The sequence below is a fragment of the Pseudoalteromonas aurantia 208 genome, from assembly GCF_014858725.1.
Lineage (GTDB): Bacteria > Pseudomonadota > Gammaproteobacteria > Enterobacterales > Alteromonadaceae > Pseudoalteromonas > Pseudoalteromonas aurantia.
In genome coordinates, this window is record NZ_AQGV01000014.1 from 264001 (window position 1) to 280229 (window position 16229).

6 protein-coding genes are annotated in these 16229 nt (G+C 40.9%); all 6 read right to left on the reverse strand.

Going from position 1 to position 16229, the window contains the following annotated elements; translation table 11 throughout:
• Positions 1–6705: a non-ribosomal peptide synthetase gene (locus tag PAUR_RS18155; protein ID WP_192509141.1), complete on the reverse strand. Its 6705-nt coding sequence runs from the start codon at positions 6703–6705 to the stop codon at positions 1–3.
• A gap of 21 nt (positions 6706–6726) precedes the next feature.
• Positions 6727–8430, reverse strand: a complete 1704-nt coding sequence (locus PAUR_RS18160) for a cyclic peptide export ABC transporter (protein ID WP_192509142.1) — start codon at positions 8428–8430, stop codon at positions 6727–6729.
• A 14-nt stretch (positions 8431–8444) separates the two neighbouring features.
• Positions 8445–11774 (reverse strand): non-ribosomal peptide synthetase, encoded by a 3330-nt coding sequence (locus tag PAUR_RS18165; RefSeq protein ID WP_192509143.1) that lies wholly within the window; start codon positions 11772–11774, stop codon positions 8445–8447.
• On the reverse strand, positions 11771–13816 hold the full coding sequence (locus PAUR_RS18170; protein WP_192509144.1) for an AMP-binding protein: 2046 nt from the start codon (positions 13814–13816) through the stop codon (positions 11771–11773). The genes PAUR_RS18165 and PAUR_RS18170 overlap by 4 nt, the downstream gene beginning before the upstream one ends.
• An 8-nt stretch (positions 13817–13824) precedes the next feature.
• Positions 13825–14316, reverse strand: coding sequence for a VOC family protein (locus tag PAUR_RS18175; protein ID WP_119862558.1), 492 nt, complete (start codon positions 14314–14316; stop codon positions 13825–13827).
• 218 nt (positions 14317–14534) lie between these two features.
• Complete coding sequence (locus PAUR_RS18180; protein WP_192509145.1) at positions 14535–16193, reverse strand: hypothetical protein; 1659 nt, start codon at positions 16191–16193, stop codon at positions 14535–14537.
• Between the last annotated feature and the right edge of the window lie 36 nt (positions 16194–16229).

Genomic DNA, 16229 nt, shown 5'->3' on the forward strand with positions numbered 1-16229 from the left:
TTAAAACTCGACCTCTTCCATTTCACTTTCAACACGTTGCGTTAAACGTTCTTTTAATTGCTGTTTTGTTATTATCACATCACACAGCTGTGCCAATTCTTTTATATAAGGCGTGTCATACAGTACTTTTAAGTCTAACGACAAGCCGAATTCGCTTTGAATATGACTAAATAGTCGAACCATCAACAGTGAATGGCCTCCTAAGTCAAAAAAGCTTGCTGTCGTGCTAATTTTACTCGTCTCTAAGTTAAGTAACTCTGCCCAAATCGCGACAAGCGCTTTCTCAGTGTCTGTTTCTGGTGCCGTATATATACCTTCGTGTGCACCCCCTTGTGGTTCGGGTAGCGCTTTTTTATCTACTTTACCATTGGGTGTTAATGGCCACTCATCCACAATCACAATTGCATTGGGCACCATATAATCTGGTAAACGTTGCATCAACGCAGACTTAATCTGGGAGGCATAATTATCAGTTAACGCATCCCCCTGCATATGGCTATGCAGTTTTACATACCCGCTCAATAGCGGTTGCCCATCCACGTATTGCATCATTGCGAAAGCAGAATCTACCCACTCTAATTGCGCAAGCTGTGCTTCAACTTCACCGATTTCGATTCTAAAACCACGTATTTTCACTTGATCATCTGCTCGACAAATAAATTCTAAATTGCCATCTGATATATATCGAACCATATCCCCACTTCGATAAATACGTTCCGATTTACCAGATTCAGTTGTAAAAGTGGTGAACTTTTCTTCAGTCAAATCTGAGCGATTCAGATAACCTCGTGTCACCCCATCACCCGCAATGCATAATTCACCTATAACACCGAGAGGTGCTTGAATACCGTTATTAAGCACGTAGAGCTGAGTATTGTTTATTGGCCGACCTATTAATACACTCGCACTACACTGTGCCAAATCACGTACATCACTGACGGAATAAGTTGTACAACCAACCACCGTTTCCGTTGGTCCATATTCATTAATATATGTCGCATTTGGTAGGCATTCACCTTGCCATTTGTTTACTATTGCTGTTGTTAGCTGTTCACCACCAATCACAATGCTATGTGCATGCAGACATGGTGTCTCATTGGTGAAAAATGGGAATAAACCATCTAAATGCGTTGGCGTTATTTTAAACATCCAACTATCGCCTTGCTCAAATAAGTACCAAGATAACAACTCAAAGGTACGCAGCATGTCCTCAGGCAAAACCACCAGCTCTTTACCCGATACTAACGGTGTTAATAAACTTGTCACCGTTGCATCAAAGCTCAGTGGAGAGCTCACTACAGCCCCTTTATGGTCCGGCTGCCAATATTTCTTCGCATGACATAAATAATTAACAACACCTCGATGCTCAACTAATACACCTTTTGGTTTGCCAGTTGATCCTGATGTATAAATAACATATGCCAAATGGTTTGACGTTAGCGCTTGGGCTTTGCGATTCAAATTGTTGACTGGTAAATGGCCAAACATTGAATTTGTGCTCGCCTGTGTAGTACACAAGTCATCAATCTCAATCACTTGCGCGCTAAACTCACGGTGAAGCTCGCTAAAAGTCGATTGAGTCAATATCAAATGAACATCAGCATCTTCAACCATAAACTTTAAGCGTTCTAACGGGTAACTTGGATCAAGCGGCACATACGCCCCACCCGCTTTTAAGATAGCCAACACCCCAACCACCATTTCCAATGATCGCTCAACACTCAGTCCAATCAGCGTGTCGGGTGTAACTTGATAGTCTGTGACTAATGCATGTGCCAATTGATTGGCTTTTTCATTCAACTCATTATAAGTAAATTCAATGCCCTCAAACACCACTGCAATATGGCTTGGGTTGGCTCTCACTTGTTCTTCAAACAATTCATGGATACACATATCTTTTGCGTAATCACTGTGCGTCTCATTCAGTGTATGTGTCAGGTGTTCCAGTTCATTTTCCGGTAATACCGATATCGCAGTTAGAGGTATACTTTGCTCAGACTCTAAGCTCAATAATAGACCGTTCAGTGCACGTGTAAAATAGTCATGCAACTTTTCAGCACTGGTACCATTGGCTGTTTGAATTGAAATATTAAAGCCACCAGATGCATCATAGTCATCAATATTAATGAATACAGCGTAGTTATTTCTTTCTTGCGCGCCCAATACGTTGCATCCACGTATAATCTCATTCTCACCCTGCATTTCTTGTGAGTGGCGATAGTTTAAAACTGAGTTAAATAGCCCTGAACCTAAAGGCGTTAAGTTAAGTACAGACGATAATGGCGTTTGCTCAACTTCAATCAGTTCCTGCAGGTTGACCGAAACTTGTTCCACAACGTCTTTAACATTTTGCCCCGCAACTGATACTCGAAGTGGCAGAGTATTAATGGCCATGCCCATTGTTCTTTGGCTGCTGGCATAATTGTTTAGCCTACCGGACAATACCGTACCAAACGCAATATCAGTATTATTCGTACATTGCGATGCCACTAAAGACCAAGCCGTATGCAAAATCGATGAAACATTTTGCCCAATACGCTTTGATACATTGCGCAGCACTTTTGCGGTAGAAGGTGCTATATTTTGGCTAAAAATTTGCTCCTCACTCGCTATTTTTGAACTAAATACCTCCGTTTTATCTTCCAAGCCTGCCAGTTTGTCTTGAAAGTACGCCACACCTTGATTTGCGTTATTTTTCATTTTTGCATACGCCACTATATTCCGATAAGGCGTAGGTGGGAGCAGCAGTTCGGTTTGTTGCCCCATAATCGCACTTAACTCCTCAACCATAATATCCAACCCAATATGATCAATGATTAAATGATGGTGCTCAACCAATACGATATATTCCGCTTTTCCTTCACATTTACCCACTTTCAGTTTAAGCAGTGGCCCTTCTTGCAAGCACATTCTGGATTCGAGGTAACTTTCTAATTGTGCACGACCAGCTTCAATAGAGTCATACTCATCCAGCGTTAAATGTCTGACTTCAAGCTCACATTCTTTCAACACAACTTGAGTTGGTTCTGGTAAATCTTCCCAGAAAAAAGTAGTTCTCAATGTATCATGTCGGTTTACCAGCACCCTCATTGCCTCAATAAACCGTTCGAGTACCGCTTTATCATGCAACTGTAAGGTAAACGATGAAAGGTATAAGTCTTCTTCTTTATCCATAATATGGTGGAAAAGCATACCCTCTTGTAACGGACTAAGTGAATAAATATCACTAACGTTGCCCTTCCCCCCAGGCACCTTACTAATCAATTGAGAAAGCTGAGATTCTGAAAGTTCAACCATGTTCAACTGCTCTGCCGTTATAGCATTTCCTGATGAATCGATTGTATTTTTTGGTGGAACGAAGCGCTCAACTTGATCATCATATCTTCGCATTTTATTCGCTAACGCTTGCAAAGAAATCGGCAACAAAATATCGCTTATATTTAAGAAGTACCCCGCCTGCTTAAGTTTTGATTGAATTTTTAATGCCAATAACGAATGCCCACCTAATTCATAAAAACCACTTGTTACACTGACATTATTGGCCTCTAATTTTAGCTCATTGGCAATGATATCCACCAATGCATGCTCAACATCGCCCTCAGGAGCTTGATACGTCGTTAATAATAAATGACTGTCTATTGATGGCAGTGCTTTTTTGTCTATTTTGCCATTGAGTGTCAATGGCCACTCACCCACCACCATGATCACCGTAGGTATCATATAATCCGGTAATTGCGTTAATAGGCTTCGTTTTACCTGTGTGACTAACTCTAAGCGCTCGCTATCATCAAGCTCAGCACTTGACTTAATATACCCAACGAGCTGCTGACTGCCCGCCAACGCCTTCGCCATTACCAACGCTGAATCTACCCCTGAATGCGCCGACAACAGAGTTTCAACTTCTCCCAACTCTACTCTAAAGCCTCGTATCTTCACCTGATCATCAACACGACCTATAAACTCCAAATTATCGTCAGATAAGTAACGTACTAAATCTCCAGTTCGGTATAGTCGTTCCGAGCTATTTGGTTTACCCTGATCGTAATACGGATTGTCGATAAAGCTCTTTGATGTCAGCTCTGGACGATTAAGGTACCCTCGGGCTAGCCCATCTCCCCCTATATATAATTCGCCCACAATCCCCTTGGGAGTCAACTTTTTCTCATGATCCAGTACAAACAAACTGACATTACGTAAATTATTACCAATGTGAATATGAGATCCCTTTAGCTCCCCTACTGTCGCGCATACTGAGGTTTCAGAGGGGCCATAGGCATTAAATAGCCGATAGCTTTTACCCCAAGTATTAATGATATCATCAGCACATTGCTCTCCTGCAACAATCAGTGCTTGTAATGATAAATCACGCCTAAATTGGCTCGACATCAAAAATGCAGGGGGTAGCGTGGCATGCGTAATTTTCTGCTCAAATATAAATTCAAGCAGGAGCTCACTGTTTAGTCGCATCTCTTGATTTGCTATCACGAGCGCCGCACCAAAATTCAGTGCCATCAACCACTCCCAGGTCGCAGCGTCAAAGCTAATCGACGCAAAGTGCAACACCCTACTGTTGGAAGATACACCAAACAACATCGCTTGATTCAAGGATAAATTAACCGCACCTTGATGCTGTAGTAACACCCCTTTAGGTCGACCTGTCGAGCCTGAAGTATATATCACATACGCTAAATGAGATGACGTCAGCGCGAGTGATGATTTCGCTATATTTTCGATACTCTGGTCTTTATAAGAAGATTTATCATCAAGATGAATCACTTGAGCTGCGTAACCGCTTAATACTTCACTCACTTGTGCATGACTCACTATTATTGTCAGTCCCGCATCTTCTACCATATAGTCTAACCGTTCTTTCGGATAGCTAGGGTCTAATGGTACATACGCACCACCAGCTTTAAGTATTCCCAGTATCCCTATTATCATCTCTAGTGAACGCTCAACACATAACCCAATCAATGTATCAGGAGTCACTCCCTGCTGCTCAACTAAGTAGTGGGCCAATTGATTTGCCCGTTCATTAAGCTCCCTGTAAGTCAAAGTCTCATTGTCAAATATCGCCGCAATATTATCCGGATTATCCTGTGCGTGCTGCTCAAATAATTCATGAATGCACTTGTCCTTTGGATAATCCATTGCAGTATCGTTGTGTGCATATATTAGATGATTCATTTCATCATCAGACAGTAATGCTATCTGTGATAACGGCTGTTCGCTCGATTCAATCTCTACAATCCCTTGTAACATAGTGACAAAGTGCGCAGACATACCCTGTATGAAACAAGGTTCAAATAGCGTGTTTGCATAATGCCACTGGCAAATAACTTCACCACGATTTTCAATACAATTTAAATGTAGTTCTATATCTGTCTTTTTATAAGTCGGCTCTAAAATATCGATGTTCATACGACCTAGCGTCGTTACACTCGACTCAAATGCTGAGTAAGTAAACAAAGTTTGCGTCACTAAATCTCCTGATATGGACGCAGTATTTACAATATCATTAAGAGGCAGGTCTTTATGTTCCATAACCTCACTCAGCATATCTTGATAACGCTGTATATTATTTGAAAAAGATACGTGACCATCCACTTGAAACCTAATTGGCAGCGTATTAACAAAGTAACCAACCAATGACTGTAGTTGTGCATCATCACGATTCGCCACTGGCGTCCCAATTACCACATCTTGCTGCTGACTATACCTTGATAGCAACACCGTAAAAGCAAACTGAAGCAACGTATACATGGTCATATTGTGCTTACTACACATTTTTTTCAATTTGCAAATTAACTGCTCATCTAATGTCGTGCTCATTGTCTCGGCAATCAGGGAAGCATTAGCCTCTTTAGTCATACAACTCAAATTTAACGGCCCAGACACATCATTCAAGTAAGTAGACCAAAATGCTCGATCTGCATCAGCAGACGGGTGGTTAAGATAATAATTTTGCCATTGACTAAAATGCCCATACTCATGCTGTAAACTTGGTAAACTGTATGTTTTTCCAGACTCCAGCGCACTATAAATAACATTCAGTTCTTGGTTAATGAGTTCTAATGACCACCCATCTGTTGCAATATGATGACATTTAATGAGTAGGTAATGCTCCGTGTCGCCTTTACTGGCAACATGTGCTTTAAGCATCACATCTGATGCCAGATCAAATTCATAAGCTTGGAAGTTAGCAATCAGCGTATCTAACGCTGCTTGGCTATTGTTATTTTTATGAATCACACTAGATTCAACGGCAAATGAATAATCGTCCAAACATACTGACGCTATCACGCCATCTTTTTCTTGGTAAGTCGTTCGCAATTGTTTATGACGGTGAATAAGCACCGCAAAAGCCTCATTTAATGCTTTATAATCCAACCGACCGTCCAGGCGCAAAATACGGAAAAAGCAATAAGGTTGACCAGATGTGACCTGATCTAACAGCCACATCTGACGCTGACCTTTTGAAATAATAGTGCCATCATCAACGGGCTGAGAGAACATTACAGATTTTTCATTTTGTAATTCTAGTCCCGACAATATCTCTATGATCTTTGACTTATTTTCCTTAATGAAATTTACTTGCTCTAGTTGCAAGACATCTTTTGGTGCATTGACTTTCAACTGGTTGTTATCAACGCTCAACATCACTTGATTATTCAGACAATAATCTAAAAAGGTACTAATATTCATAACTAAATTGCTCTTCTTTTTTTAGGCGGTAGCTAAGCTAGGTAAATGCGTCGGCTCACTTTGGCGTATCGCGAATTGCTCAACTTCTTTCACCGCGCCCGATTCCATTTTTATGACCTTATCGGCACAATCGAAGTACCTATCATCATGTGTAATGGCGACGACCAGCTTTCCTGCTGATCTCAGCTCTGGCAGCACTTCGGTATAAAAGAAATCTTTAAACTCAGGGTCTTGATCCGCAGCCCATTCATCAAAAATATAAATATCTTTGTCTTCCATCAAAGCCACAAGTAAGGCTAAGCGACGTCTTTGACCATCAGACAATTTCGTGGTTGTGAATATATTACCAATAAGCTCAGTTTTTCCGGTCAGTTTAAACATATCCAAGTAACGTTTTACTTTATCTTGGTCAATATCATCTGTAGGTATATAAAGCTTCTTAAATAAATGGTAATTCGAAAAAATAACCCCAACACGCTCTCTTACAGCCATCAAATTCGTTTCTGTTACCGCCGTGTCATCAAATTGCACACTGCCTTGTGTTGGACGATAATGGAATGAAATAAGCTTACTTAATGTTGATTTTCCTGAACCATTACCACCGACAATAAAGTAAATATGACCTTTTTCGAACTCTAAACTAATGGGTTTAATCGCAAATGTTTCTTCTAATTCATCTGACTTATATTGATATTGCACATTTAAGAGAGATAGCTTTTGCCATTCATCTTTAACTGCACCAGCCTCGTTTAAACTATAAATCTCTGGCTCAAGCGTTTGTAATTGATGAATTCGCTCTAATGATACTTGTGCAATTTTTAGTGTTTGCATCATCGATAATATGCCTGCAATTGGCCCTGTAATATACAGTAATGCCATCACCACTCCGAAAGCGCTTGTGCCTGAACTTAATAAATCACTTGGTAAAAGAAATACCACTCCCCCAATGACAAAAAAGCAAATCATCTCACTGGCATTGCCTGCTAAATGGATAACCGCATCACCTTTCTTTTCTTTATTAGTCGAACTACTCAATGGTGCTGCAATCTCTTCCGCCAGAAACTTTCTGCCTTTGCTATGACTTAGCTTCATTTCATAAGCACCAAAAATAAGTCCTCTGATACCTTCTTGTAAAATGTCTTTATCTTCGCGAGAGCGAGTGTAGAGCCCTTTTGCAAATAACACTGGCAATTGAAATAACAACACACCAAATACTATCGCCACACAAATAAAAGCAAACACTTGCAAATTTAGATAGGCTAAGTAGGTGAGCATGCCTAATACTGTCACAAAGGAAACAATCATCATAGGTATCGCCACGGCTGCATCAGTAATACGATTGACATCGTCAACGACAATCGTCAGTATTTTTGAAAAACCGATACGCTCAACGGTATCGACACCAAGCGCTTGTATTCGCTCTGCAACATTTAACTTTAAATTGGCAGACGCTGACTTTGCAATATTGTTCACAAATATTACCGATGTCACTTTCGTCAACAATATCGCAGCAACAAATGCAAAAAAGCCAGCGGAGCCATCTTCCAAAATAACATACCCAGACACTTCAAGTTGTCCGTTTTCTAATCCACTCAAAATAAAAGGAATAATCAAACTATAGAGTGCGCCCGATAACATCCCAAGGACCACAGCAAATATCAGTTGTCGCGGAGAAAAGTTATATAGCAGCCTGCTAAGTGAAGTTAGCTCTTTATTTTTATTCATTGTTTTATGCCTTATTAAAATATCAGCTCTTCGCTATTTGAATCATTTACAATTGTCGCTTGGAGTAATTGCAGCTTGTTTTTATCGCGCTCAGAATCTATTTTCATCGCACACAATCGAATGGTTGGTGCGGTAAAAAATGCCGAAATTGATAAACTGACTTGAAAAACGTCATTCGCTTTGGCAACTAACTTACTCGCCAGCAAAGAGTGTCCGCCTAATTCAAAGAAATTATCTTCTACAGAAATAGAATCAAGCTCAAACAAGTCACACCATAAGTTTTGCATTGTTTTCTCTGTCGGCGTTGCCGGTGCAATATAAACACTTTTCAACTGCGGAATAGGTAACGATTTACGATCAATTTTCCCGTTGGCATTAAGCGGTAATGCATCCAGTTGGCTAAACAATGTCGGTCTCATTGAGACTGGTAAGTGCTCAGTTAACTGCGCTTTGATTTGTGCCAAAGCGTCCTCACTGTCTGCCCCGTGCTTAATACTGTAATACAGTACCAATAAAACATCGGTGTCATTCATCAATTGAGGATGCACAACACAGTGGGTCACTACGCTTATGTCATTGACGCAGCTTTCGATTTCACCTAATTCGATTCTCACGCCTCTTAAACTGATCTGATTGTCTAATCGACCTAAGAACTCATAGTGGCCATCCAAATGGCATTTTACTCGGTCACCCGTTTTATATACTCGTTGCGCTGTACTTTCGTCATAAGTGAAGTGTTTATCCGTTTGCTGCTTGTTGCCAACATAGGCGGCTGCTAATGACAGTCCAGCCACATACAACTCACCACTTAACCCTTTCGGTTGTATCGCACCAAACTGGTTCATTACCAAGTAATTCACATTGGGATGAGGCTGACCAATACAGTAATTTAATGCCGGGACCGACTTTGGATCATAGCTACTGCTCACCACCGATGACTCCGTCATACCATATAAAACCCGAACTTCAACATCTTCACGCCAAGCGTGTATTTTTTTCAAAAGAGTGTCTGGCACGGGCTCACCGCCAACCAATAACAACCTCAAATCAGGATAACAGTCATCACCATAGGCTTTCACTTCATCGATCCAAGGCCCCATTAGGCTCGGCACAGCATGCAATACTGACACCTGCTGTGTTTTTTCAATTAGTTGAGGCAATAAAGATACATCATCTCGAGTAATAATCTCAATTTTCCCACCACTTAATAATGGCACCAAAATTTCAAGCAATGACACACCAAAAGCTTGTGAGCCAATCGTTGGCATCGTGTCATTTTGATTAAAGTTAAATACTTGTTTATTTGCCTGTAGTGAATAATAGATACTGCTATGCGGTACAGCGACTCCTTTAGGCACTCCAGTTGAGCCTGATGTATATAACACGTAAGCAATGTCTTCCTCAGTCAATACCGGGTAAGCGATTTTAACTTCGCTTTTTTGTAATTGTGCCACCGTCACAACCTCAAAATGCGACTGCGAATTGTTGATTGGAAAATGCCCGTCTTGCGTCACTACACATGCCAATTCCGCATTTTGACAGATCTGCGCTACGCGTGCCTGCGGATAACTGGGATCAAGCGGTACATAGGTATAACCAGCACGCATAATTGCCAACATAGCGACCACCATATCGATGGATTTTTCCATGTAAACACCAATTCTGCTTTTGGGGGCATAATGAGTGTCCAGAAAATGGCTTGCAGCTCGAGAAAGTCGATCCACCAACTGTCCATAAGTTAACTGCTCCGAATAATGGCTAATCGCTACTCTGTTTGCATAATCGCTTGCTTGTTCTGTGATCAGTTCCGGTAAACTCTTAAAAACTGGGAACCGATTCGGTTCAATGATCTCAGCTGCTGCATCATGCTTAAAGTGAATACTTGAGAAAGCCATGGTCGGAGACGCAATGAGCTGCGCAATAAAATGCTCTAGATAACGCGCTAAATGCTGAACCCAAGCATCACTAAATAAGTGCGTATTGTATTCCCATACAAACTCCAGCTGTTCGCCTTTTGTATAAATATGAATCGAGAAGTCGAACTTTGACACGTCTTGATCATTATCCATGAGTTCTACTTGGCAGCCATCAAGACGAAATTGCTCTAATGCATTGTCTTGTGCAACTAACATAATTTGCACCAAAGGCAGATGGTTGGCTTGACGCTCTATATTAGCAAGTTCAACGATCTGCTCAAAAGGAACATATTGATACTGCTTCGCATTTTTCACTAGCTTTTGACACTGAATGACTGCTGTGGATAAGCTATCTTCAGCACTGAATTGGAATCTAAAAGGCAATGTATTCGCAAACATACCCACCGTATTAGCAACATTCTCGCCACTACGATTTCCATAAACAGAGCCAAATACAATATCTTGGCTATCACTCATTCTTGATAAGTAACACGCAAATACCGATTGCAATAGAGAAAAACTAGACACTCCTTGCTCTTGCGCACATTGTTTCAACTGACTCGATAGGTCTTTATTTAGCGTCTGCTTCCATCGCTTCCCTTGCACACTCAGCGTGGTAGGTCTAGGGTATTGTATTGGAAAGTTATGACAACTTGACACCCCTTCCAATAGCGCCTGCCAATATGTAATACCTTCTTTTGCATGATCAGACGTTAAGTACGCCTGTTGCCAATCACTGAAATCTGCATACTGCGCAACCCGATGAACCGTGCTACATGGTTGTGCATATTCAGCAGCAAGAGTCTGTAAAATCACCTTTGCAGAGAAGCCATCAGCGGCAATATGGTGAATATTAATGCTCAATACATAATAAGTGTCTAGTTCATAAACATGAACGCGAATCGGCCACTCTTTTGATAAATCAAAGCGATAATTTGCTTCACATTTCAGCGCCTCTACCAAAGACGCTTCATCACGCAGTTTGGAGTGGGGTAAAACAAAATCATGCTGCAACTGAATATGCTGCGTCTCTTCTGGCTTACTGTATATCGTTCTTAATACATCATTGTTGGCAATGAGTTGATTAAATGCATGTTGCAGTTTTTCCAATTGCAGCGAGCCCGTAATTTTATACGCCACGGGTAAGTTATAATATGGCTGTTCTGCAAGTGACTCTAATAGATACATGCTTTTTTGATGGCTTGTCATTTGTGTACTATAGGCCTGCGCTCGAGTGCATATTGCGACATCAAACACATTGCTCTTGTCAGCACTTAAACCGATAATTTCATGCTTATACTTTTTAAGCGCTTGTATCTCTGAACTCGATAAAGCATCAACATGGCCTTCTAATACAAGCTGCCCATCTTGGCATTGCAAAGTGACGCCTTTTAGAGCCAATATTTCCAGTAATTCCGCTAACCTCATAATACTAACTGCCCCGCACTCGCAGCACTTTTTTGCTTACCTGCATACAAGTTAGCTATGCTTTGTTTTAGCGATACATAATCAGCCATAGCGCGAATACTATGATGCTCTAACAAGTCTCGTTCAACCAAATCGATGGCGTCAAAAATGCGACCAACCTCTGCCGCGATCTCTATTGCATTGATTGAGTCGCCACCCAATTGATAAAATGCCGCAGTAACAGAAGCCTGCTCTAATGCTAAGTGTTTACACCACACTTGATGTATGGCTTCCTCAATGACAGTGGCTGGTTGCACTATTTCCGCCATTTCACTGGTCGCATCTACGCTAAACAAAGCTGGCATCGTATCATTTTGCCAATTTGCCTTAGCTTGCTTACGCTGAATTTTCCCACTTGACGTCATTGGAATTGAATACGGTTTCAATAAAACCACTTCTGTTACTTGCACTTCACATTGCTGATAGACATGAGCACGAATACTGTCCGTCACCGCTTTATAATCCGCTTTTCTAAAGGCTTCTCGAGTTAACTCTGTCACTAGTACCAACTCTTCTTCACCCGCTCTATCGACAGAAAATGCAGCACTATAACCGCTACGTACAGCGTCATGCGCTTCACTTGCTGCATGCTCAATATCTTGGGGGTAATAGTTTTTCCCTTGGAAAATAACCAAGTCCTTATGGCGACCCGTTATATATAGCTGCTGATCCTGTAGCACTCCCAAATCACCCGTTCTCAAGTAAACTGGCTTACTTTGTTCACCATTGAGTTGGGTATAACTTTGTGCAAATACCTGCGCAGAAATATCCTCCAGTTTCCAATACCCTGACGCAACACTTGGACCTGCGAACCAAACCTCACCGACCTCACCTTCTGGTAATTGCATTTTTGTATTGGGATCAACCACACACACATGATGATCTTGCTCAGCATAACCACAGCTCACTAACTCACTTGTCAACACGGTGTGATTTTCATCAACTAAGTCTAATTTAAACGAACCAAGTGATGCTTTATCGCATACCAACATAGGAGGCTGATGGTCTCGTGTCACACCAGTAATGAATACCGTTGCCTCTGCCATCCCATAACCTGGGTAAAAACCTTGGCCATCAAAACCACACTGTTCAAAGCGTGCTGAAAAGTCTCGCAGTGTATCAGCATTCACTGGTTCGGCCGCATTATACGCCACTTTCCATGATGACAAGTCTAAATTATCTAGCGCTGAGTCTGATATTTTTTTAGTACATAGGTTATAAGCAAAGTTAGGCGCGCCACACATGGTGCCTTTGTAATCATGAATGGCTTGTAGCCAGTTGATCGGTTCTCTTACAAACGTCGCTGGAGACATTAAAGTCGAGCTTGTTCCCAAGTATACAGGCCACAAAATGGCGGTCACTAAACCTAGGTCATGAAACAGCGGTAACCAATTTACAAATATATCTTCATGTGTCGCACTGGCAGTATGCGTGAGGTGCGTCACATTTCCAATAATATTCTTATGGGAAATCATAACCCCTTTTGGGGCCCCTGTAGAACCAGACGTATACTGTAAAAAGGCAACTTGCTCTAACTCAAGTTCACTACTTTTATAACGCTCACCTAATGGTAAGGTGTCTACTGCTATTGGCTGTACTTGCGCTTGTAGTGCACTATCATGTGCAAAACATTCATTAATTTTATCCATTTCACTTGAGATAGTCAGTGCGACTTTTGCATCACAGCTTTGTGCTACCTTCGTAATTCTATCTACTTTATTGCTCTTGCTGGGCGGGTATAGAGGAACCGCTATAATACCCGCAGCTAAACATGCATAGAAAGTAACGACATAATCTAACCCTGACGGAAACAAAAGTAATACACACTCACCAGGTTGTGCTCTTAGTCTAATTTGCTCGGCTCTTAACTGCACAGCCTCCCACAACTGACTATGACTTAAACTTACTGGTGTTAAGTCTTTATCACTTAAAAAACGAAAAGCAATGTCATGTGGCTTATCGAGACTGTTTTTTTCAAGAAAATCTATAATCGTGTACTTCATGTTAACCCCTAATATGCGCCAGCTAGTTCTAATTGCTCAAATAAATTTTGGATACTTGTTTTTTCAAATTGTGAAGTACGCTTTTTCTTCTCGATAAACTCAAACATCGTGCCGGAGTTTTTATCTCTGAGTGTGAAAATCTGCTTCAACTGATCGCCATGAATAATATTGGTCGAAAACTGCAAACCAGTCTGCATTAAACGGGATTTTGCCTCTTCAACATCATCAACTTCAATGGCCACATGTTGTACACCAGGACCATACTCTGCAACAAACCTAGAAACTTGAGATTCTTTATTCGTACCTTGCACCAATACGATGGTAAAACCATTACCACATAATTCGGCTGCTAACATACCAGAGAACTGACCTTTTACTTCTCGTTGCTTTAGTAGTTCAAACCCTAAAATACCGCAGTAAAAATCAATGGCTGATTCTAGATCTAAAACCGCAATGGCCAAGTGATCGATACGTGTTGCATGATTTAATATCTGTTTCATTTTATTCTTCCTTACTTGCACATATAACGGCCGACTTATTGATCATGAGTTTTAATTTCTATTTTTATTCATAATCTTGGTTTAAGTGGCAATTAGTTAACTTCAATATTTAAAAATTGTTCTCTCCACCTGCTGACTATATGGCTATATACAGTCAGCAGGTTTATGGCTAATCTAAAAAGACAATTCCTGAACAGTGTTACGACTTTCGTTACTGACTAATCTCCAACGCGTTGCCAACGATAAACCCAATTAAAATGCACTGGTACAGCGCCAGTCGTAAGCGGTTCACCCCAAGCAGTCGCGTTGTATGTTGAAACCAATTTATTACCGTTGCTATGTAAAAACTTAAATTTACGTATATGACCAAACTTTAAAGTACTCTCGTCAGTCCCAATCAGTTGCAGTTGGCTTTTACAAAGATCTAGCTCTGTTACTAATACACCATCATGTTGTTCACATTCAAAGCTCACAATTTCTCGCTCATCTGTGACAGCCCAAAAGCCACTAAAGCTAATTGGTCCAGCTTGAATAAGTATTTCACCATTCTCTTTGAACTCAACATCAACCGTTGATAACCCATCCGTATTCTCAAGCGTAAAGCGACCAGGTACTAATGTGTTAGGATCAACGTATCCTTGCGTTAAGAAGTCATGTCCGTATATATCATTACTTTCATTTTGATAAATCGCACTGTAGCCACCGAGTACAGTTCCTGTAAACCCTAAGTCCCAGCTTATGCCATTAGCTAAAGCAACATGCACTTGTTGATCATTCTTATATTCCCAAGTGAATGTTTGCGTATTCTCTGCATTGTCATTACTTGGATCTATAAACGAAATCACGCCTGTATTTCCTTCATGAAAAACAATCTGGTGACCTGCACCATCCGCCGATGCACTAAAGCCTGCAGGTATTTTAGAATAGTAAGTCTCATTTAAGTTAATGCTAAGATCGCTTAACAGCGCAACGGACTCTTTTGTCACTATGGTATGGCGCTCTGTAACCTTAAACTGTGACAAATCTAATTGAGATGCGGTTAGATTGTCCGGCATAACTATCTTACGTGTGATCAGGTAATCAATAACGACACTATCACCGAGTCCACTTCTCAACACAACATCACTTATTTGACTTTCTACATCTAATAACACATCCGCTTCATTCGCCACTTTAAAGCGCTGTGGTTCACTTAATGTGGTACCTTCATGATTATCAAATATGATGCTGTGATCCGATTGCTTAACAGCCCCAGACAAGCGCACATATTTGTGTGTTGAAGCAGTACTAATTGGAAGCAATAAATTAACTACATCATCATTTAAGACCATTTCCAAAGGGCGATCGAAATTATCTGATAACTTCAAAAACTGTTTGCCCGCATGCAGCTGTGTATCACTAAATTCATTTCTAACAACCCGCTCTGAAGTCGTACTTTCGTAAACGCCATCTAAGTCACCGTCTGTTTTGATTTCCCAAGTTGCAGCACTGATATCTGAGCCGCTTAATGTAATTTGTTTTTTTGCACTCACATTACAATAATCTAACGGGACGATACCACATGTTCCATCAACGATATTTAGCGTCACGATCCCTGCAGAATCTAAGCTCCAATGAAATTTTTGAACGATGCCATCATGACTATACCGTCCTGTCTGTACTTGAGACTGTTGCACAAACGAGTTAGAGAAAACTTGATTAAAGTGACTCCCATGAAACTCTATCTGTGCAGTATCTCCCTTCCAGCTACCCAATAACGCATATTCACTTTTAACTTTAAATGCTTTTTTCTCACTTACGACTTGTGTTTCATTATATTGTTGGCTGCCGCACCCTGCAACTAACGCTAAAGCGCCTAATATAACCATGTATTTCATGTAAACTATCTCCTATTCATATTTATCGGTCAGCGA

What these genes read in the sequence shown, in the direction of transcription:
- PAUR_RS18175 (WP_119862558.1), bottom strand. Translation starts at nt 14,316, where the DNA reads ATGAAACAGATATTAAATCATGCAACACGTATCGATCACTTGGCCATT.
- PAUR_RS18155 (WP_192509141.1), bottom strand. Translation starts at nt 6,705, where the DNA reads ATGAATATTAGTACCTTTTTAGATTATTGTCTGAATAATCAAGTGATG.
- PAUR_RS18180 (WP_192509145.1), bottom strand. Translation starts at nt 16,193, where the DNA reads ATGAAATACATGGTTATATTAGGCGCTTTAGCGTTAGTTGCAGGGTGC.
- PAUR_RS18160 (WP_192509142.1), bottom strand. Translation starts at nt 8,430, where the DNA reads ATGAATAAAAATAAAGAGCTAACTTCACTTAGCAGGCTGCTATATAAC.
- PAUR_RS18170 (WP_192509144.1), bottom strand. Translation starts at nt 13,816, where the DNA reads ATGAAGTACACGATTATAGATTTTCTTGAAAAAAACAGTCTCGATAAG.
- PAUR_RS18165 (WP_192509143.1), bottom strand. Translation starts at nt 11,774, where the DNA reads ATGAGGTTAGCGGAATTACTGGAAATATTGGCTCTAAAAGGCGTCACT.